Annotated in this window: 19 protein-coding genes and 5 tRNA genes; 15 read left to right on the top strand and 9 right to left on the bottom strand. The window is 36.7% G+C overall.

The genetic code is table 11. From position 1 onward, the window contains the following. The first annotated feature begins 29 nt into the window (after positions 1 to 29). The 11 genes from GFU89_RS14070 to GFU89_RS14020 all read left to right on the top strand — a co-directional run bounded on the left by GFU89_RS14070 (position 30) and on the right by GFU89_RS14020 (position 12,266). Positions 30 to 2,426: an outer membrane beta-barrel family protein gene (locus GFU89_RS14070; protein WP_318847721.1), complete on the top strand. Its 2,397-nt coding sequence runs from the start codon at positions 30 to 32 to the stop codon at positions 2,424 to 2,426. An 88-nt stretch (positions 2,427 to 2,514) separates the two neighbouring features. After that, complete coding sequence (locus GFU89_RS14065) at positions 2,515 to 2,694, top strand: class I lanthipeptide (RefSeq protein ID WP_076595230.1); 180 nt, start codon at positions 2,515 to 2,517, stop codon at positions 2,692 to 2,694. A gap of 54 nt (positions 2,695 to 2,748) precedes the next feature. Further along, positions 2,749 to 2,928, top strand: a complete 180-nt coding sequence (locus GFU89_RS14060) for a class I lanthipeptide (protein WP_076595230.1) — start codon at positions 2,749 to 2,751, stop codon at positions 2,926 to 2,928. Positions 2,929 to 2,980: 52 nt separating this feature from the next. Further along, positions 2,981 to 3,160 (top strand): class I lanthipeptide, encoded by a 180-nt coding sequence (locus GFU89_RS14055; protein ID WP_318847720.1) that lies wholly within the window; start codon positions 2,981 to 2,983, stop codon positions 3,158 to 3,160. Positions 3,161 to 3,214: 54 nt separating this feature from the next. Further along, positions 3,215 to 3,394, top strand: a complete 180-nt coding sequence (locus GFU89_RS14050; protein WP_223598131.1) for a class I lanthipeptide — start codon at positions 3,215 to 3,217, stop codon at positions 3,392 to 3,394. Between the two features lie 58 nt (positions 3,395 to 3,452). After that, positions 3,453 to 3,623, top strand: a complete 171-nt coding sequence (locus tag GFU89_RS14045; RefSeq protein ID WP_174774463.1) for a class I lanthipeptide — start codon at positions 3,453 to 3,455, stop codon at positions 3,621 to 3,623. An 81-nt stretch (positions 3,624 to 3,704) separates the two neighbouring features. Next, entirely contained in the window at positions 3,705 to 4,877 is a 1,173-nt protein-coding gene (locus GFU89_RS14040) for a lanthionine synthetase LanC family protein (RefSeq protein WP_318847719.1), read from the top strand. Beyond that, positions 4,877 to 6,034, top strand: coding sequence for a lanthionine synthetase LanC family protein (locus GFU89_RS14035; RefSeq protein ID WP_318847718.1), 1,158 nt, complete (start codon positions 4,877 to 4,879; stop codon positions 6,032 to 6,034). The genes GFU89_RS14040 and GFU89_RS14035 overlap by 1 nt, the downstream gene beginning before the upstream one ends. 1 nt (position 6,035) lies before the next feature. Then, entirely contained in the window at positions 6,036 to 6,983 is a 948-nt protein-coding gene (locus tag GFU89_RS14030; protein WP_318847717.1) for an LLM class flavin-dependent oxidoreductase, read from the top strand. Continuing rightward, the gene (locus GFU89_RS14025; RefSeq protein ID WP_318847716.1) at positions 6,964 to 10,065 is read left to right on the top strand and encodes a lantibiotic dehydratase; all 3,102 of its coding nucleotides are present in this window, start codon (positions 6,964 to 6,966) and stop codon (positions 10,063 to 10,065) included. The genes GFU89_RS14030 and GFU89_RS14025 overlap by 20 nt, the downstream gene beginning before the upstream one ends. Continuing rightward, positions 10,062 to 12,266, top strand: a complete 2,205-nt coding sequence (locus GFU89_RS14020; protein ID WP_318847715.1) for a peptidase domain-containing ABC transporter — start codon at positions 10,062 to 10,064, stop codon at positions 12,264 to 12,266. Before GFU89_RS14025 ends, GFU89_RS14020 begins: the two co-directional genes overlap by 4 nt. Positions 12,267 to 12,396: 130 nt before the next feature. Here GFU89_RS14020 and GFU89_RS14015 read toward each other — a convergent pair whose 3' ends face one another. The 6 genes from GFU89_RS14015 to GFU89_RS13990 all read right to left on the bottom strand — a co-directional run bounded on the left by GFU89_RS14015 (position 12,397) and on the right by GFU89_RS13990 (position 13,893). Beyond that, positions 12,397 to 13,101 carry a hypothetical protein gene (locus GFU89_RS14015; protein ID WP_318847714.1) on the bottom strand — a complete coding sequence of 235 codons (705 nt, stop codon included), beginning with the start codon at positions 13,099 to 13,101 and terminating at the stop codon, positions 12,397 to 12,399. A 179-nt stretch (positions 13,102 to 13,280) separates the two neighbouring features. Beyond that, positions 13,281 to 13,362 (bottom strand) — tRNA-Leu (locus GFU89_RS14010). Between the two features lie 78 nt (positions 13,363 to 13,440). After that, positions 13,441 to 13,522: transfer RNA gene (locus GFU89_RS14005), tRNA-Leu, on the bottom strand. Positions 13,523 to 13,643: 121 nt separating this feature from the next. Then, positions 13,644 to 13,725, bottom strand: a tRNA-Leu gene (locus GFU89_RS14000). 6 nt (positions 13,726 to 13,731) lie between these two features. Continuing rightward, positions 13,732 to 13,807 (bottom strand) — tRNA-Gly (locus GFU89_RS13995). A gap of 4 nt (positions 13,808 to 13,811) precedes the next feature. Continuing rightward, positions 13,812 to 13,893 (bottom strand) — tRNA-Leu (locus GFU89_RS13990). A gap of 179 nt (positions 13,894 to 14,072) precedes the next feature. On the opposite strand from GFU89_RS13990, the gene GFU89_RS13985 reads away from it, so the two are divergent. The 4 genes from GFU89_RS13985 to GFU89_RS13970 are packed head-to-tail and all read left to right on the top strand — an operon-like array spanning position 14,073 to position 16,949. Then, positions 14,073 to 14,450 (top strand): DUF3127 domain-containing protein, encoded by a 378-nt coding sequence (locus tag GFU89_RS13985; protein ID WP_318847713.1) that lies wholly within the window; start codon positions 14,073 to 14,075, stop codon positions 14,448 to 14,450. Positions 14,451 to 14,510: 60 nt separating this feature from the next. Continuing rightward, positions 14,511 to 15,164 (top strand): leucyl/phenylalanyl-tRNA--protein transferase, encoded by a 654-nt coding sequence (gene aat / locus GFU89_RS13980; RefSeq protein ID WP_318847712.1) that lies wholly within the window; start codon positions 14,511 to 14,513, stop codon positions 15,162 to 15,164. Next, positions 15,151 to 16,029 carry a DMT family transporter gene (locus GFU89_RS13975; RefSeq protein ID WP_318847711.1) on the top strand — a complete coding sequence of 293 codons (879 nt, stop codon included), beginning with the start codon at positions 15,151 to 15,153 and terminating at the stop codon, positions 16,027 to 16,029. Before aat ends, GFU89_RS13975 begins: the two co-directional genes overlap by 14 nt. Before the next feature lie 47 nt (positions 16,030 to 16,076). Continuing rightward, positions 16,077 to 16,949 carry a hypothetical protein gene (locus GFU89_RS13970; protein WP_318847710.1) on the top strand — a complete coding sequence of 291 codons (873 nt, stop codon included), beginning with the start codon at positions 16,077 to 16,079 and terminating at the stop codon, positions 16,947 to 16,949. A 46-nt stretch (positions 16,950 to 16,995) separates the two neighbouring features. On the opposite strand, the gene GFU89_RS13965 is transcribed toward GFU89_RS13970, so the two are convergent. The 3 genes from GFU89_RS13965 to GFU89_RS13955 all read right to left on the bottom strand — a co-directional run bounded on the left by GFU89_RS13965 (position 16,996) and on the right by GFU89_RS13955 (position 20,368). Continuing rightward, positions 16,996 to 18,378 (bottom strand): tetratricopeptide repeat protein, encoded by a 1,383-nt coding sequence (locus tag GFU89_RS13965; protein ID WP_318847709.1) that lies wholly within the window; start codon positions 18,376 to 18,378, stop codon positions 16,996 to 16,998. A 207-nt stretch (positions 18,379 to 18,585) separates the two neighbouring features. Next, positions 18,586 to 19,557 carry a zinc-binding alcohol dehydrogenase family protein gene (locus tag GFU89_RS13960; RefSeq protein ID WP_318847708.1) on the bottom strand — a complete coding sequence of 324 codons (972 nt, stop codon included), beginning with the start codon at positions 19,555 to 19,557 and terminating at the stop codon, positions 18,586 to 18,588. 229 nt (positions 19,558 to 19,786) lie between these two features. Next, positions 19,787 to 20,368 (bottom strand): Crp/Fnr family transcriptional regulator, encoded by a 582-nt coding sequence (locus GFU89_RS13955; protein ID WP_318847707.1) that lies wholly within the window; start codon positions 20,366 to 20,368, stop codon positions 19,787 to 19,789.

The following is a 20,368-nucleotide window of genomic DNA, read 5'->3' as shown; positions in this document are numbered from 1 at the left end:
TTCTACTTTTGAAATATAAAATAACAATCATGACAAAGCAATACTTAATACCGTTATTATCCTTTTTAGGAATGGGCATTCACCTTAATGCTCAGAGTATATCGGGTAAAGTATCTGATGAAAAGGCAGCCAATATTTCTTATGTAGAAGTGATCCTGTTAGCAGGAAATGATAAATTCTCAACGATCACTGATGAAAACGGAATTTTCTCTATTAAACTTCCAAAAGCAGATTCTTATAAAATGGAATTTTTCCTGAATGGAAGCAAAGTATACGAAGGAAATGAAAAAATAGAAGGAGAGATTACAAGAAACTATACCATCAAAGAAAGTCAGCCGGAAAGTAAAGAAATTCAAGCAATTACCCTGACACAAAAGAAAAAATTAGTTGAAAGAAAAATAGACCGTCTTGTTTTCAATGTAGAAAATTCGGTTGCTGCGACAGGAGGTACAGCATTGGACGCTTTAAAAACAACTCCACTGGTTCGCATCCAGGACGAAAAAGTATCTATCGTTGGAAAAGGAGAAGTACTGGTCATGATAGACGACCGTATTCAGAGAATGTCTCCGGATGATTTATCAAGTTTATTAAAATCGATTCCTTCAGACAATATCCAGTCTATTGAAGTCATCACCACCCCACCGGCAAAGTATGATGCAGAGGGAGACAGCGGACTGATTAATATCAAATTAAAAAGAGGAAAACCGAATTCCTGGAATGCCAATATCGGAGGCAGCTATACTCAAAAAACATATGCAGGAGGCGGTCTTCAGGGAGCATTTAATTATAACCGCAACAGGCTGTCTTTACAGCTAACCGCCAATACCAATTCCCAGAGACTCCGCACGACATCTGACAGTAAAATTTACTATCCGGATGAGCTATGGATCCTGAATGTCAAAAATAAATCTGAAGAGAACAATCTCGGATTGGGCCTTGGTGTGGATTACAAAATATCTGATAAATGGACAACCGGGGTAAAGTATCTGGGCAGTTTTACCAGAAACACCTCATCAAACAGTCCTTTTACCTCAAGGTTTAATCCGTCAGGAGCTGTAAACTCCTATATCACATCTGATGTGGATGCCAACAATAAGCCTAATATGAATTCCCTTAACTGGTACAACACCTTTAAAATAGATTCTGCAGGGACCAAAATCACCACTGATTTTGATTATTTCAACTACAGAAAGAGCGATTATAACTTTTATGCAGGAAATGAGCTGGATCCTCAGAGAAATATTCTGCCGGGAAGCTTTTTCTCCGCCACGAATACCAATGTGAACCGTATTGAAAACTATTCAGGAAAAGTGGATGTGGAAATGCCGCTGAAATGGGCTTCTTTAAGCTTCGGAGGGAAGTATACCTATACGAATACGAACAATGATCTTGTTGTTTTGGATCATAAAACCGGAACTCCTGTTTTGAATACCGATCAGTCGAATATCTTTAATTATAAGGAGCATAACGAAGCATTATATGTTTCTGCAAGCAAAAAGCTGGGCGAAAAATGGGAAACCCAGGCTGGTCTTAGAATGGAAGCAACGCAGACAACCGGATATTCACATAATATGAATCAAACCAACAAAAATGATTATGTCAAATTATTCCCAACTGCGTATCTGACTTACAATCCAGATGATAAGAATTCTTTCTCGCTGAACTACAGCAGAAGAATCCGCAGACCGAATTTTGAGTATCTGAATCCGTTTGTGGTGCGTACAAGCCCTTATTATTATTCGGAAGGAAATCCGTTCTTAAAACCGTCTATCATTGATAATCTGGAGTTTTCATATGTAAGAAATCAGAAATGGGTATCCTCAGTGTATTATTCTCAGGTATCAGACTTCAGCCAGGATCTTGCTATTCTGGATCGGAATACCAATATCACAAGAAGCACACCTTTGAATTATGCCAATACGTATCAGATCGGGGTTTCCATGTATTACAATTTTAATAAATGGACCTGGTGGAACAGCTTTACAGGATTCAATGTGAATTACCAGAATGTAAAATCCAAAACAGATTTCATCAGTTCAATAGATGGCTACAATGCGTATTTCTATTCTAACAACGATTTTACACTGAACAAGTCTAAAACCATATTCTTCAGCGCCAATTATGGCCTGCAGCTTCCGGGACGTTATCAGATTTTTCATATCTCAACCATGAATATTCTGGATGTGTCTATGAAATTCCTGCTGCTGGATAAGAAACTGACCCTGACTGTTACCGGTATGGATCTTTTAAACGGCCAGCGCCCTGTAATCACTTATGAATCTAATGGCGTAAAAACAGACTTCAGCAGCTATGGCGACACAAGAGGAGTAAGAGTCTCTTTGAGCTACAAGTTCGGAAACAAGAATCTGAAATCTGAACAGCAGAGAAACTTCGGAAACGAAGACGAAAGAAACAGAATTAATTAATCAAATATATACTTGCAAGTAGGGTCCAATAAAGGTTTTATGACTTGAAAAGATAACCAAAAACCAATCAACTAAAAATTTTAAAATCATGCACAAAATTAAATTAACAAAAGGACTACAAATCAACAAAGAGCAAATCAGCAAATTACAGGAAGAGCAAATGAACAGCCTTAAAGGAGGGGTTAACAGCCTTCAGGCAGCAGCTCAGTCTTGCGGACAGTGTTCTTGTGGTGGAAACACAATTGTAAAAACAAGAGCAGCTCAATAATCAGCTTACCCAATCACATTTAAAATAACATTAACAATCTAAAAATCAACTATCATGCACAAAATTAAATTAACAAAAGGATTACAAATCAACAAAGAGCAAATCAGCAAATTACAGGAAGAGCAAATGAACAGCCTTAAAGGAGGAGTTAACAGCCTTCAGGCAGCAGCTCAGTCTTGCGGACAGTGTTCTTGCGGTGGAAACACAATTGTAAAAACAAGAGCAGCTCAGTAATCAGCTTACCCAATCACATTAAAATAAACAATAACAATTAAAATCAAACATCATGAACAAAATGAAATTATCTAAAGGATTACAGATCAACAAAGAGCAAATCAGTAAACTTCAGGAAGAGCAAATGAACAGCCTTAAAGGAGGGGTTAACAGCCTTCAGGCAGCAGCACAATCTTGCGGACAGTGTTCTTGCGGTGGAAACACAATCGTAAAAACGAGAGCAGCTCAATAATCAACTTTCCAAATCACATTTACAATAAACAATAACAATTTAAAAATCAAAATCATGCACAAAATTAAATTAACTAAAGGACTACAAATCAACAAAGAACAAATCAGCAAGCTTCAGGAGGAGCAAATGAACAGCCTTAAAGGTGGGGTTAACAGCCTTCAGGCAGCAGCTCAGTCTTGCGGACAGTGTTCTTGCGGTGGAAACACAATCGTAAAAACAAGAGTAGCATCTTAATCAGCCCATTACATTTAAAATAAACAATAACAATTTAAAATTAAACATCATGAACAAAATGAAACTAACTAAGGGTCTTCAAATCAACAAAGAGCAAATCAGCAAATTACAGGAAGAGCAAATGAATAGCCTAAAAGGAGGGGTTAACAGTCTTCAGGCAGCAGCGCAGTCTTGCGGACAGTGTTCTTGCGGTGGAAACACAGTAGTACAAACAAGAATAGCGAAGTAATCTTCTCCTATAAAAGAGGGAGCACTTTTGATAAAACTCCCTCTTTTAAAAAAAATTATATAATCCCAAAGCTCTCAGATCATGCAAAAAGAAAAACTAATCATCTCAGAAATAGAAGAATGTATCCGCAAAAAAGATACTTCCCTTACCGGAATCGGTCTTAATAACGGGATTCTAAGTGCTTCAATGTTTTATTATTATCATTATCTAATGACCAAAGAATCAGAATCTTTAGAATTGGTAACCCATTACATTGAAAAGTCTCTGTCTGTTTTAACAGAAGATTATAAAAGTCTTCATTTTAATGATGAGATAAGAGAGCTGGGATTATATCTTATGTTCCTGAAACAGGAAGAAGTTTTAGACAGCGAAATTGATTCTCTACTGGAAAATATAGATGAAATACTGGAAGAAATACTGATCCAGAAAACAGAGCAGGGAGACCTTGATTTAACAAGCGGCTTTCCGAGTTTTGCCAAGTATTTCGTACTAAGAAATCTTGAAGACAAAAAATACCTGATAGAGAAAACCTTGGATAAAGTCATTGAGCTTACTCAAAACCATGACAGCGGAAGCTACTGGAAGTTTGATCTTCGGGATAAAGAAAATCCCTATGTAGAACTCGGCTTAGGACACGGAACAGCAGGAGTAATCAACTATTTGTTATTCCTTTATAAAAATAAGATCTACAGTAAGGAATCTTTAGATCTCATTCACAGAGGATTATCATTTATATGGAACTGCAAAGAAAGCAATACAGACAATATCACGTTTTTCCCGTTCAATGCTTTTGAAGACGTCTACATAGATTATCACAATCTGGCATACGGTGAAATAGGAATTGGCTATACTTTTTACAACGCCGGAATTCTCTTAGAACATAAAGACTATTGCGACAAAGGACTTCATATCTTACTCAATACTACAAAGTTTAAAGATACTGATCAGTCTGCTATCCTGGAACCGGGATTAATTTATGGTTCTGCCGGATTATCCGCATTATACAAAAACCTTTATCATCTTACGGAACAGGATGCCTTTTTGGAAGCCAAAGAATATTGGCACGAGCATCTTCTTCAGTCAAAAAATAATGAAAATGAAAAATGGGCAGGATTCAAAGCCTATTACAATGCAGAATTTGACAACATCAATATGGCCCTCGGCCAGGGCATAGCAGGAATCGGGATCACCCTGATGAACAATGTCATTAAAACCAATCACAACTACGTCTCATTCTATAATTACGATCTATAATGGAAACTCTACAATCTCAAAATATCACGACCATTCTTCATGAATACGATCAAAAACTTCTTGATTTTGATTATGGAAATTTACCTGATGGATTGCTTTATGGAAAACTGGGACTGCTGCTCTATTTCTTAACACAATATCAAATCTCCGGAAATGATATCTATGTGAACAAAGTAGGAGCTATCCTTGAAGAAGTCTTTGAGAATGGCAACATTCAAAAAGAGAGCAACGTATATACACTCCCGAATCTATCCAAAGGAATGACCGGACTGGGCATTATCCTGGATTTATTAAAAAAAGACGGATTAATACAGGACGATTTTGATGACCAGATTACTGACATCGGAGAACTGATCTTCCAGCAATCCGTTACCATGCTGAAGGAAGACAATTATACTTTTTTTGATGGCCCGATAGGAAATCTCCATTATTTCAACACCATCAGAAATGAACAGTATAGCAGCGAAATTGTAAACATCCTTTATGATGAATGCATTTCTCACCCCACTCCATTTGAAAATAAGCTGAATGACAGCTATGCAGATGGTATTAACTTAGGATTCAACTATGGCTATCTTTCTATTGTTAATAATCTTTTGAGCCTTCCGGTAATGACGGAAAAAGCAAGGCACATTATTAACATCTGTCTGGATTTCATTATTTCCAATTTTGATGTCCACGAAGTAGAAAATACCAGAATATATAAACCCTACAATTACAAAATAGCAGAAAACCTGTTGAAGCCTTTTCACAACAACAGACTTTGCTGGTGCAACAGCGATCTTTCTTTCTCTTATCTCCTTTATAAAACAGGCGAAACACTGCAGGAAACAAAATACAGAGATATGGCTCATGAACTGGGCTTAGAAACTACAAAAAGGAAAGTAATGGCCAATACAGGCGTAGAATTTATCCAGTATTGCCACGGAACTTCAGGACTTGTACAGCTGTATCACGAGATTAATGAAAAAGACGCCCATCCGGATTATAAACAAGCCAAAAGCTTCTGGATGAAAAGATCACTGGAAATCCTGGAAAACGAATTGGACCAGCCATTAACAGAACAGGACAGCTCCCTAATCTTTGGAAAAACCGGAGCATTGATCACCCTCAATGATAAAATCGACAAAACTAAATATCTAAAATTTTTACTGTAACATGAAAACAAAAAGCATAGGATTACTAGAACTAGGATACAGAAGCGGCAAAGATTCAATCACAGCTCTTAACGATGTAGTTGATTATGCCCTTCATGCAGAGAGATTAGGATACAGCAGATTCTGGCTGGCAGAGCATCATTATTCCCACCTTAAGAATCTTGCATTTTCAAATCCGGATATCGTGATTGCCATGATCGCCGGAATGACAGAAAAAATAAGAGTAGGATCTGCAGGAACTTCAGTTCCCAGTTATTCTCCTTACGCTGTCGCTACCAATTATAAACTGATCAACAATATATTCAACGGAAGAATAGACTTGGGCCTGTCAAAAGGGATTCCTGAAAGTGAGCACACCAAAAACCTTTTGAATCCGGATATTCTTGAAAGAGGTACCGGAGTTGTTTTTAAGGAAAATGCCCACGAAATCCACGAATTATTTTATTCTGAAGCTGAAAAGAACGAAAAAGAAGGAATTTTAATTCCTCCCTACGGCGGACTGATCCCTGACCTCTGGTATCTTTCTTCTTCTTTGAACAATCTGGATGATGCTATCAATTTACACTCAAACTATTGTGTTTCAGCCTTTCACGGAAGTGGAAAATTCCTTGAAAATCTTGAAGATAAAAAAGAAGAGATCAACAGATACAGAGATTCTTTTGCACAGCAAAACGGATTTGTTCCTAAAATATCACTGGCTCTGGCGATCAACCTTTCAGAAGTCAATGAAATAAAATCCGATGCAGATGAATCTGAATCTTTCAAAATCCTCAACCTCAACTTTGAAGAGCTTTTTGAACTGATTGAAAAACTGGATGAAAAACTGTCTGTTGATGAATTCATTTTATATGACACAGAGCCGGACAGTGACAAGAAAATCGAAAACGCTGAAGTGATAAGCAACCATTACAACCTACAATCTATTCAACATGAAAACGCAGTTAGATAACATCAATATTGGTTTTATGAGAAACTCTTTATACTCATTCAAACAATATAACAATATACCGAAAAATACAGCAGATCTTGATCATTTTGTTCTTGAATTATGGAATGATGAAGTTTTCAGAGAATCTATCTTTTTAGCCTCTTATGAGCTGTATAACGAATGGGCAAGATTGTGCCAGGACGATCCTTCTTTATCTCTGGTAAAGAGAAACAGAATCAACAATTCTATTCTGAAATATTACATCAGAATAACTACCAGGTCTACTCCTTTCGGAACATTTGCTTCCCATTCTGCTTTTGAACTCAACTCAGACAATAAAAATATTGAAGCAGGAAATATGAATGCTATCCACCGCTATACTACGCTGGATCTTTCTTTCCTTTTTCAGGTTATAGTATTAATCAACAGAGACTTTCCAGAGGTTCACGAATATGCACTTAATGACTCCATCTATAAGTTAGGTGATTATTACCGATATATCGAAACCGCAATACAAAACGAAAAAAGAGTCTATACTTTAAGCTCATTGGAAAAAGATGAACTTCTGGATTTTCTGGTTGAAACTGTGGCTGCCCAATCTTATTCTTTTGACAGTCTGGTTGCTCTCGTTGCAGAAAATGTAGAAGGAGTTTCCGAAGAAGATGCAAAATACTATATTTTCAGCCTGATTGATGCCCAGTTCTTTAAAAGTAACTTTGATATCTGCCTGAATGAGCACTCTCCTTTGTCTCAGATTATTGGATATTTAAGTTCAAAAAAAGGAATCTATCCTGAACTGGACCGTTATCTGGAAATCCTGATCAAAATGGAAAGCTATATGGAATTGCTGAACTCCAGAGTAGGACAATCTCAGGAATATTACAACGAAATATTTGCACTTGCCAACCAATTCTCCATCCTGTATGACAGAAAATATCTGATCAATTCATCCTTAAAAAGAAATCTTGACTTTTCTCCTGTTACCAGAGAAGATCTTTCCAAAATCAAAAAGGGAATCAATACCCTATCATGCTTTTGGGATAAAGGAAGTGAAACGGTGAATGAAAATTTAGAAAAGTTTAAGTCTGCTTTTTACGCAAGATATGAAGAGAGCCTGGTGCCTTTAGTTGAAGTACTGGATAACGAAAGCGGCATTGGATATATTCAGGAACAAAATAGCGAAAACGACTTTTCTTCCCTGTTGGATACCCTGAGCTGGCCCAATTCCAGTAATGATTCATTCTCTATCACGTACAATAAAAAGATTCATGAATTCTGGAGAAGAATCATCAACAAAGCCAATATCAATGGAGATACTGCTATAGATCTTAGCCAGCACGACATCAACAGCCTTCAGAATGCAGATGAAGTAAGCCTTGCAAGATCGATGGCCGTAATGATTGAAAAGGTATCTGATAAAATAGCAATCTCTTCTGTAGGCGGAACAAGCGCTGCCAATCTTATTGCGAGATTTTCCAATGAAGATGAAGAAATCCTGGCTCCAATGAACAGAATCATCAAAGAAGAACAGAATGATCACCATTTTATCTATGCAGAACTACTTCATTTGCCGGACAACAGAGTGGGAAATATCTTACTGAGACAGGTAAAAAGAGGAAATCAGCTTTCTTATCTTACCAAATCCTCAGATTCGGAAAATACCATTGCCCTGACAGATCTTTACATTAAAATGATTGATAAAAGAATCGTATTATTCCATAAAGAGCTGAATAAAGAAGTGAAAATATTCCACTCTACCGCTCATAATTTTGATTATAATTCGCTTCCTGTCTATCAGTTTCTGTGTGACCTTCAGCATCAGGATGTTTCCACAGCATTAGTTTTAAATATTGGAGATACCAACTACCTGATGTATGACTATATTCCTAGAATCACGCATGGTGATGATATCATCTTCACTCCGGCATTATGGAGACTATATCAGAATGAAGTATCTGCAATTAAGACCAAAAACAATACTGAAAGCATTAAAACGGTAAAAGAATACCTTTCAGAGAAAAAAGTCAACAGATATTTCTTTATATCCCAGGGAGATAACAAACTATTGATCGATACTGAAAATGATAATCTTTTATTATTCCTTATTGATGAACTGAGATCCAAGGAAACCGTAACCCTTACCGAATGTCTTTACAATCTTGAGACTGATGAGTTCAACAACGAGATTGTCATCCCAATGATCAACAAAAGTTATAAAGCATTTAAAACAGAACTGGATCAGCATCTTTTCAATGTCAATATTTCTGATAATAAATTTATCCCAGGGAACAAATGGCTGTACTATAAAATCTATTGCGGCAACAAGTTTTCAGACAAAATATTACAGGATGTATTTCCGGATCTTTTACCTCACCTAAGTGAAGAAGAGCTGATCAAAAAATGGTTCTACATACGATACAGTGACCCTGACAATCATATCAGACTGAGACTGGAAATCAATGATAACAAGCTCACCAACACCGCCCAGATTATTACCACTTTCAACGATTATTTTGATAAATATATCAGCGAAGGAATCATTAATAAAGTAGAAATGGGAACCTATGACAGAGAGTATGAAAGATATGAAGGTGAATTTATTGATACCGCAGAACATATCTTCCATTATGACAGCCAATTGACTGTTAATCTGCTTAAAAACATTCCAAATAATGATGACCTCTGGTTATACTCCATCAAAAGTATTGATACGTATTTCGATGTCTTCCAGCTAGATCTTGATAAACGGTATGAAGTGATCAACAAAATTTATACTCAGTTTCAACGCGAGTTTAATGTAGACAGCAACCTTAAGAAACAGCTGGATCTGAAATACAGAACGAACCTGAATCTCATCAGCGAGATCGTAGAATCAAATGACAATCAGTATTTCTCAGAGTTTGTCACTTCTATGAAAGACAACTGCAGAGAAATAGAAAATCTGAAGACCATTCAAAAAGAAAGATTAGTCAGCAGTTTTATTCATATGCATATCAACAGACTGATCAGGTCCAGACACAGAATGCACGAACTGATCATTTACGGCATTGTAGAAAAGTATTATAAAATGAAAATCGGCAAAAGAAAATATCTAGTATCATGAAGCTAAAATTTATCCCTCAACACGACCAAATGGACTGCGGTCCTGCATGTATCGCAATGGTGGCTTCCTACTTTGGCAAGCAGATTCCGTTACATTTTTTAAAAGAAAATGCCAACCTATCCAGAGAAGGAGTTAGCTTACTGAGCATCAGTGAACTATGCGAAGATATTGGATTTGAAACTTATCCGGCCAAGCTGACATTACAGACTTTGGATGAAAACGGCAGCCTGCCTTGCATTCTTCACTGGAATAAAAACCATTTCGTAGTACTTCTTGATGTAAAGAAAAGCCTTATCACAGGAAAAAAACGCTACAGAATTGCTGATCCAAGCCATGGAATGATCTGGCTTAGCGAAAAAGACTTTCTTAAAAGCTGGCTATCAGACGGCGAAACCGGTATTGCTCTTTTCGTAAGTCCTACCAACAGTTTTTATCAGCAGACTTTCCCGGAAGAAGACAAGTTGAGTATTTCTTTTGCCATGAAATATTTCAAAGAACATAAAAGCAAATTCCTCTTTTTGTCCGGAATGCTTCTTATCGGAAGCTGCCTGAGTCTTGTCTTTCCTTTCCTTACACAAACACTTATTGATAAGGGAGTTAACACAAAAGATATAGACCTTATTACGATCATTTTGATCTCCCAGGTTGTATTATATTTAGGAAGTATTACCATAGAAATTCTCAGAAACTGGCTGATGCTTTATATCGGAACCAGAATTAGTATTTCTATTATTTCAGACTTTCTGAAGAAGATGCTTCTCCTTCCAATGGGCTTTTTTGATACCAAGATGAAGGGAGACTTTACCCAGAGAATCCAGGATAACGAGAGAATAGAAGACTTTCTTACCTCTCAGAGTCTTATGACTTTCTTCTCTATGGTGACTTTTCTTGTGTTTTTCGGAGTGCTTTGGTATTATAATGTAACGATTGTACTTATTTACTCATCTCTGACTGCATTATCTCTTGTTTGGGCGCAGTACTGGTTAAAGAAAAGAGAAATCCTCGATTATTACCGGTTCAGAGAAAAAGGACAAAGCCAAGAAAGTGTTTATGAAATTCTGAATGGGGTTTCTGAAATGAAACTCAACCAATTCGAAGACTATAAAAGACAGGAGTGGGAAGGTATTCAAAATAAGCTTTTCAAAACGACCCTTCGTATCTTAAAAGTAGATCAGTATCAGTTTTCAGGATTTGAATTTCTTAATCAGCTAAAAAACATTTTCGTTACTTTCTTTGCGGCATTGCAGGTTGTAAAAGGAAATATGACCATCGGTGAGCTATTGGCGATATCTTACATCATCGGGCAGCTGAACTCTCCTGTTAACCAAATGATTTCTTTCTTCCGTTCATTACAGGATGCAAAGCTGAGCCTTTCAAGATTAAATGAAGTTCAGAATCATGAAGAAGAGGAAAAAGAAGGAATGAAAGCGCTTGAAATCAACAATACTTATTCAGAAGAAGAGAAAGGAATTACCTTAAACAATGTTTCTTTCCAATATGAGGGCCCAAAATCTCAGTTTGTTTTAAAGGATGTCAACCTGTTCATCCCTGAAGGCAAAGTCACCGCTATTGTAGGCGCCAGCGGAAGTGGAAAAACTACTTTAATGAAGCTTTTACTGAAATTCTACAATCCTACTCATGGTACCATTCATTATAACGAAGATGATATTCTAACCCTTTCTCCTAAAAGCATAAGAGAAAACTATGGAGTGGTAATGCAGGACGGATTTATTTTCTCAGACACTATCGAAAGAAATATTGCCACCAGCGAAGTTGAGGTCAACACCCGAAAAATGGAAAATGCGGTAAGGGTAGCCAACATTTCCTCTTTCATTGATAATCTTCCGTTAGGATACAGCACCAAAATAGGAGCAGCCGGCAACGGAATTTCCGGAGGACAAAAGCAAAGAGTTCTTATTGCAAGAGCAGTGTATAAAAACCCTCATTTTATACTATTTGACGAAGCAACTTCGGCACTGGATGCAGAAAATGAAAAGATCATTCATGACAACCTTCAGGAATTTTTCAAAGGAAAAACTGTAATTATTGTAGCACACCGCTTAAGCACCGTAAAAAATGCAGACCAGATTATCGTTCTGAAAAATGGAGCTGTTGTTGAAAAGGGAAACCACCAGGAACTTGTCAACAAAAAAGCAGATTACTACAGTCTTGTTAAAAATCAACTTGAATTAGGCAACTAATCACCTCTCAATATATTTTTGACCGTTTCACAGCCTGTGAAACGGTTTTTTTATCCAGTTTAATAAAATAAAACCATTTGTAGTTCATTTACAAAAGGCTTTATTTTAATCCAGATAGGTTTTATTTCAATTATTTAAAATCTTTATCCTCAATGTTTTTATTATAGTACAAATCTACAAGCGTTGCTTCCTGATTCCCATTTTCAGAAACAAATGTTGATTTAGTAGCATACCAAAGATCTCCAAATTTTTTATAATCACTTTGTAAAACGGTAGAAAATGAATCTTTATTTCCGTTTTCAACCGTTTCTTCTTTGCTAAGAAAGAATGACTTTACATCATAATACAGATAAGTCACTTTTCCTGTGACATAGGTTGCTTTTATTTTATAATAGATCTTATCAGGATTTTCTTCAATAAGTTCAATCTTGTATAGTTTGGGGTCTATATAAGCAAGTTCATTCATGATGTACTTTCTGTCAGCCTTATCCTTAAACTCAGCAGGATCAGCCAGCTTTCTCTCACCGTTGACCAATTCGTAACCTGTTTTACCGTCAAACCATGATTTGTAAACAATTCTTCCCTGATATTCAATTTCAAAACTTCCTTTATTGGGAACCATTTCTTTTGTGATCCAATTCACATTTCGGCCGTCCATTACCGTTTCAGATTTGGAATAAAGCGTTTTTATGCTGCTCAGAAGCTTTTTTCCACCTTCTGCCTGAATGGCTTTTTCAATAATTTCTTTGGCTTTGCTTTCGCTGGATGTTTGTGAGAATAATGGGTTAGAAGCAGCTATCATGCTAACGACTACAATGGTATTGAATAATTTCATGGTTTTGTTTTTTCTGAAGCAAATGTAGCAAAAGACGCTTTAAGTCTTTCTTTTTTGAAATTTTATTTTCAAAATATAAAAAAGGAAAGGAGATATTTACATTGAAAAAACGAGTGACAGCATTTTCAGAACCATTTTAAAACAAAAATCCCTCTGTAATATGATTACAGAGGGACTTGTACCCCAGACGGGACTTGAACCCGTACATCCGAAGATACAGGATTTTAAGTCCTGCGTGTCTACCAGTTCCACCACCAGGGCATGGTGAGGGCAAAAAAAAAGATTCGAACCAAGGGTTCCAACCTTTTCAGTAACTCTGTAAAGAGTTTTTTCGCATTGTGCGGATGAAGGGACTCGAACCCCCACGCCTCACGGCACCAGATCCTAAGTCTGGCATGGCTACCAATTACACCACATCCGCTGATTTTCTGATCTGAATTTACAGATTCAGGCTTTATTTCTTACAAATATAAGACTTTTTATTTAAAGAACACTCTCTATTAAAACAAAAAACCCTCCGTAAGATTTTACAGAGGGTCTTGTACCCCAGACGGGACTTGAACCCGTACATCCGAAGATACAGGATTTTAAGTCCTGCGTGTCTACCAGTTCCACCACCAGGGCATGGTGTGGAGCGAAAAACGGGATTCGAACCCGCGACCCCAACCTTGGCAAGGTTGTGCTCTACCAGCTGAGCTATTTTCGCATAGTGCGGATGAAGGGACTCGAACCCCCACGCCTCACGGCACCAGATCCTAAGTCTGGCATGGCTACCAATTACACCACATCCGCTGGTTTTTTTATATTGTAAGTTTTAAAGAGCTTGCTTCGTTTTTGTGAGTGCAAATATAGGGCAATTTCCTTTACTACCAAACTTTTCAAGAAAAAAAATTAAAATTTCTACATTTTTTTTTCACGGCACCTTTTATTACATTTCATTTTCTTACTTTTACATCGTTAATATTTACGATATGGAATTACAAGGAACGGTAAAGAAACTTTTTGATGCTCAAACATTTGCGAGCGGGTTTCAAAAAAGAGAAATGGTTATTTTAACTCAAGAACAGTATCCACAGCCGATAAACATAGAATTTTTATCTGATAAAATCAGTTTATTAGATAACCTTAAAGAAGGAGAAAACGTAAAAGTAGGAATCAACATCAGAGGTAGAGAATGGGTTTCTCCTCAAGGTGAAACTAAATACTTCAACTCTATTACAGGGTGGAGAGTAGAGAAAGTTTCTGAAAATGCTTCAGAACCTACTCAGGCAATGTCTCAACAATCTGCTTCTCCAGTTTCAAACGAAAATCCGTTTGCCGGAGACGATGATGATGATTTACCTTTTTAATTAAAGAATAAAAGATCAAATATAAATCCTGCTTTTTGAAGTGGGATTTTTTTTCTAAACATGGTTCGATTAGACGAAAATGAGATTTCATTTCCTGACCCTGAGCTGTATGAAGGGCATGAAGGAGTGGTTGCTTTTGGAGGTGACCTGTCTGTAGAGCGTATCTGGTTTGCCTATCAACTTGGTATCTTTCCCTGGTACAATCCCGGAGAAGAAATTCTGTGGTGGTGTCCGGATCCCAGATTTGTACTGCTTCCTGAAGAAATAAAGGTTTCAAAATCTATGAGAAAGATATTAAACAAAAATGTTTTTACTTTTTCAGAGAATAAGAATTTCAGAGAAGTGATCAGGAACTGTCAAAAGGCGAACCGAAAAGGCCAGTCCGGGACGTGGCTTTCTGATGAACTGATGAACTCTTTTATTCAGCTTCATGAATATGGTCTGGCCAAAAGTATTGAAGTATGGCAGGATGAAGAGCTTGTAGGTGGTTTTTACGGACTGCAGATTGGAAACGTTTTTTGTGGAGAAAGTATGTTTGCAAAAGTAAGCAATGCTTCCAAAGCAGGATTTATCCACTTTGCAGAGAGTAATAAAAACAAAATTGAACTTATTGACTGTCAATCCCATACAGAGCATCTTGAAAGTCTGGGTGCTAAAATGATTCCTAAAAAAGAATTTCTAAAAATCTTACACGAAAATAATGAACGCGGATAAAGAAAAATGGGTTCTTCTGATTATCCTGAGTTTGATCTGGGGATCATCCTTTATTTTGATCAAAAAATCATTGGAGCATTTTAATCCTTTTCAGGTAGGATCTTTAAGGGTTCTTATTGCCGGGATTATTTTACTTCCAATTGCCATTTCCAACTATAAACTTTTCCCCAAAAAAAATCTGAAATGGTTGATTTTGGCGGCTTTTACAGGGAACTTTATTCCGATGTTCCTTTTTCCGATCGCGGAAACTGAAGTCAGCAGCAGCATTGCAGGAATCATCAACTCTATGATGCCTATTTTTGTGATTATTGTGGGAGCATTGGTTTGGAAGTTTGAAACAACCAAAAAACAGATTATAGGAACATTAATAAGCTTCACCGGAGTTTGTATTCTTGCGTTTGGCGGGGGAGACGGCGGAGAATTGAAAATGATTCCGATTCTGTTGTTATTATTCGCTACTTTATGCTACGCACTGAGTACAACGACTGTCAAATCAAAGCTTATGGAGGTATCTTCCACTGTTTTATCTGCTTTTGTTTTCTCATTTGTCTTATTATTTCCGTCCATTATTGCATTGACCAGCACAGGATTCTTTTCGGAATTCAGCTTTTCAAAAGACAATCTGCTGGGTCTTATGTTTGTGTGTCTTTTATCCGTTTTCGGAACCGGGCTTGCGATGATGATGAATTATCGTTTACTGAAGGTTTCCACGCCTCTTTTTGCATCAACGGTTACTTTAGTAATGCCTATTGTTGCTATTATCTGGGGAATTTTAGATGGGGAAAAACTGACTTATTTACAATTTATAGGAGCAGGAATTATTATTGCCGGACTGCTATTTTTAAGAACAAATCCAAAAAAATAAAATCATATTATAAATTAAATTATATTTGGCTGATTTAACTTATAACTATGAAAAAAATTCTACTTTGTGGCTCAATAGCCTTATTAACACTTTCGTGTTCTTCTACGCGTGATGATGATGCTCCTTTTGACAACAGTGATCCTTCCAGTCAAAATGTAATTCTCCCTACAAAAATGGTTATGGATGGTATTGTAATGAAAATCAATTACAACGGAACCAAAATCATCAGCATGATTAACAACATTAATCATGGGCAAAGAATTGAATTCACTTACACAGACGAATATGTTACCGGGATTAAACATTACGAAAACAACATTCTTGAAAGTACGGTTGAATATGGATATTCCAACGGCCGTATGGCATCTGCAATTGCAAAAGAATATTCTCTTACCGGTACGGTTCAAAACACAGTAACATTTACCTATATCTACACAAGTACCACAGAAATTAACGTAAAAAGACAAACGAATTCCGGTTCTGCAGGATCTTCTACCATCAACAGTGTTTTTACATACAACAATGGAAATATGGTAAGCAATGTAGGCTCAGGAACGGGTACAGTAAATGGAAACACTGTTAATTACACAGAAACAGAGACTTATACTTACACAGATAAAAACTATCCTTTTAAAAATGTAAAGGGCTTTGATAAAATTATCTTCAACGGAAATGAGAGCACCGATGGCGTAAGCATGTTATTTTCGAATATAAAGAACAGCTTAAGCACTTATAAAGGACAGTTTACCAATACTACAGTGGGCGGAGGAACCGGTACCGGAACAACTTCTCATAAATATACCACTACTTTTAATACTGCAGGTTATCCGTCTGTAGAAGACAGACAATCTCTTGATATCAATGGGAACCCCAATACAAGTTCGCCTGATAAATTCATCTACGAGTACAACTATCAATAAAAAAAACCTGCATTTCTGCAGGTTTTTCTATTATTTTTAGATTAATCTAGTTCTTTTTCTTCACTTTAGTAGCCTTCACCTTTTTCACCTCGTCTTTAATGAAAGGATATTTTTTCTGCATATCCTTAGCTAAAGACGGATCAAGGTCTAATGCTTTCTGAAGTGATTCTGCTCCTTTATCCTGGTCTTTCAGATTGAAAAAACAGTTACTCAACTGATAAAACAGCTCAGCTCTGTGATGCTTTTTTATGGCACTATTCAAAACGGTAACCGCATCTTCGTACTCTCCTACCAACATCAAAACTTCTGAATAGGCATACCAGTTGTAGAATCTTGTAGGTTCTGCATCCACCAGCTTTTTAAGACAGGCAAGACTTTCTTCAAACTTCCCAGAATCAATGAATAGAAATGCTAATCTTTTTTGGTAGTCAAGATTATTTTCATTCAGCTGGGTTGCTTCTTTGGCATAATGCAATGCTTCAGACATCCCGCCCATTTCTTCGTAAAGATAAGACTGCTCCATCATTGCAAGATAAAACTGAGGGTCTTCTCTCAATGATTTCTGGAATGCATTTAAAGCTAAAATAGGCTGTTTTAATGCCTTATTGCACAATCCGATCTTATAAAAAGTAAATGCTTTTGTATATTCCAGCTCCAGCATTTCTTCATAAGTCTCGATGGCTTTTTGGTATTGTCCCATAGCCTCATAACAGGCTGATTTATTAGCATATACCCCTACAGAACTAGAGTTGATTGCCAACAAATAATCGTAGCCTCTTATGGCTTCATCATAATTTTTTCTGTTGAAATAGAATTGTCCGTATTCAAACCAGGCGGTTTCAGAATAAGAGAATTCATCTAAATATTCATTAAGAAAGGCAATAGCCTCCTCACTCTTATTCAGATCACTGAAACACACCATACAATTCTCCAGCGAATATTCATCCGTTGGATCTTCTTTCAGTGCTTTTCTGTAATGCTTAAGAGCGTTAAAAGGATCTCCGAGATTTACATATTCATCCGCAATAAAGTTGTGGAGAAAGTTTTCTTCTTCCTCTAATGTCAAAGCTTTTTTGCAGATTTCAATGGATCTTCTAGGATTTCCTAAGCTCGAATAATATTTAGCGTAACAAACCAAAAAGTCTGTGTTCTCCATAGAAGCACCTTTCAGCTCGTTGATAAGTTCTTTCGCCATATTATACTCTTCCCACTCCAAAAGGATCTCAAGTCTTTTGATCTTGATATCCAATGAATTGGGATGAAGCTTCAGTCCATAATTAACCGCCATATCGGCGTAATTAAAATCACCAAGCTCCAAATAATAAACAATAATGTCTTCTAACTCTTCTGTATCAAAGTAGAATTCGTCATTGTTTTCCATCATTTCCTCGAACTTTTTTACAAGTTCATTTCCAAAATACTCTTCCAATAGTGTCCTCTTTGTCGGCCTGATGTCTGAATTTGCTTACAAACCTCGGCAAACGTTTAGTTAATAATACATCTGAAACTGATATTCAAATATTTATGCAAAGTTGCAACTTTTTTTTGAATTTTCCAGTTCATAAATTTCTATTATAAAAATAGTAAAAAAAGAAAACCGATAAAAGGATTGTGGATAAAAAAATGGAAATTGGGGTTAAATTCTTATGACCAGGCGTTTTCCGCTTTGTATCTCGGCATTCCATACTGCTTCGATATTTTTAATATCAACCTCTTCTGTTTCCATTTTAATTTTTCCTTCTACGGCTGCCTGATACATTTCCGGAATGATTTCTGAAAACAGAAGCGCAGATTCGTCTTTCGTCCAGCTGCCCAATCCCGATCCGGAAATCTGAATATCAGTTCCTCTTAGAATCTGTGAAGACAATTGAATGATATCTCCACTCATTCCTCCTACTGTTACCAGTTTTGTTTTGTGGGAAAAAGTTCCATCTCCTTTGAAAGCGGACAATATCATTTCTACAGAACGTCCCCAGATATAATCCAGAATAATGTCTATAGGCATTTGATTATGAATTTCTTTTATTTTTTGTTTAAAATCATGATCTGTAGATTGAAGGGAGATCACCTCATCAGCTCCCAGCTCACGCAGAGATTGTAAGGATTCTTCATTTCTTCCGGTAACAATAATCTTTCGGGCACCATATAATTTAGCAATCTGAACGGCTATTCTTCCTGTAATTCCTGTTGCTCCATTGATCAATACTGTATTTCCTGGCTGTAATCCCGCTTTGAATTTTAAAGCCATTGCGGATCCCATAACCGCGTTGGGTAATGCTGCTGCTATAGAAAAATTAAGTTCTTCAGGAATCGGGACAATCATTTTTTTATCAGCCACAGCTTTTTCAGCTACAGTTCCTTTCTTGCTGAAAAAATAGACCTTATTTCCATTTTCAAGGTATCCAACTCCGTCTGAACCGATAATTTTAGGCTGATGAGTTTCATTTTCCGTAGAATAATGACTTCCTCCCGCTCTTGCTCTGTCCAGATTTTTAATAGATGCTGCTTTTACAGACACCAAAACTTCATTTTCCTGTATTGTTTCCGGCTCTGGGAAATCTGCATATTGAGGAATGCCTCCTTTATCAAATACTACTGCTGCTTTCATTCTTTAATTTTTATACAAAATTATCGGTTATAAGTACTGTGGGGCGATAACATTTGTTATGAGTTTTGGAAAAGGAATCTGGTAATAGAGTTAAAAACGCAGAGGACGCCAGGTGATATAATTTTGTGTTTTTATTTGGTCGCAAAGGCATTATGTTAATTGAAATAAAATAAGATAGAATTATATACTTTTTCTGTAAACTTCCAGCTTCGTACTTCCATCTTCCAGCCTATTCTGACTTCTCTTTCAATATCTTGCTTTTGATCCTGCTGAGATGTACCGTTGTAATGCCCAAATAGGAAGCAATATAATGCTGGGGAACTCTTTTGATAATTTCCGGTTTGGTTTTGGCCAGATTGATATACCGTTGTTGGGGTGTATCTTTAATAAAGGAAAAGAAATGTTTCATATAATCGAATACTCTTTCAAAAAGAGCATCCATAAATAGATTTCTAAGCTCAGGGTTTTCATAGACTTCTTCCAGGAAAGCCTCTACATCCGGTTTATTAATTTTGTATAAGATGCAGGGTTCTATGGTTTCAAATGACACCATACTTGGCAGGCCTTTTCTAAAGCTTTCAAGAGAAGAAAACATTGTATTTTCAAGAAAAAACTGAAAAGTGACATCTTTTCCATCATTATTATACCAGGCTCTTACCATCCCTTTTTCAATGTAATAAGCATTGCAGGAAACCTCATCTTCTTTTAAAAGTAAGGTTTTGGCGGGAACTTCCATACGTTCAAAGCTTCCAATAAATTTTCTCCATTTTTCTTTAGGAAAAGGAAACCTGTTTTTAATATGCTCAAACAT

The sequence above is a fragment of the Chryseobacterium sp. JV558 genome (assembly GCF_033712365.1).
GTDB lineage: Bacteria > Bacteroidota > Bacteroidia > Flavobacteriales > Weeksellaceae > Chryseobacterium.
The sequence above is the reverse complement of the archived record's forward strand: the minus strand, read 5'-3'. Positions and strand labels throughout refer to the sequence as shown.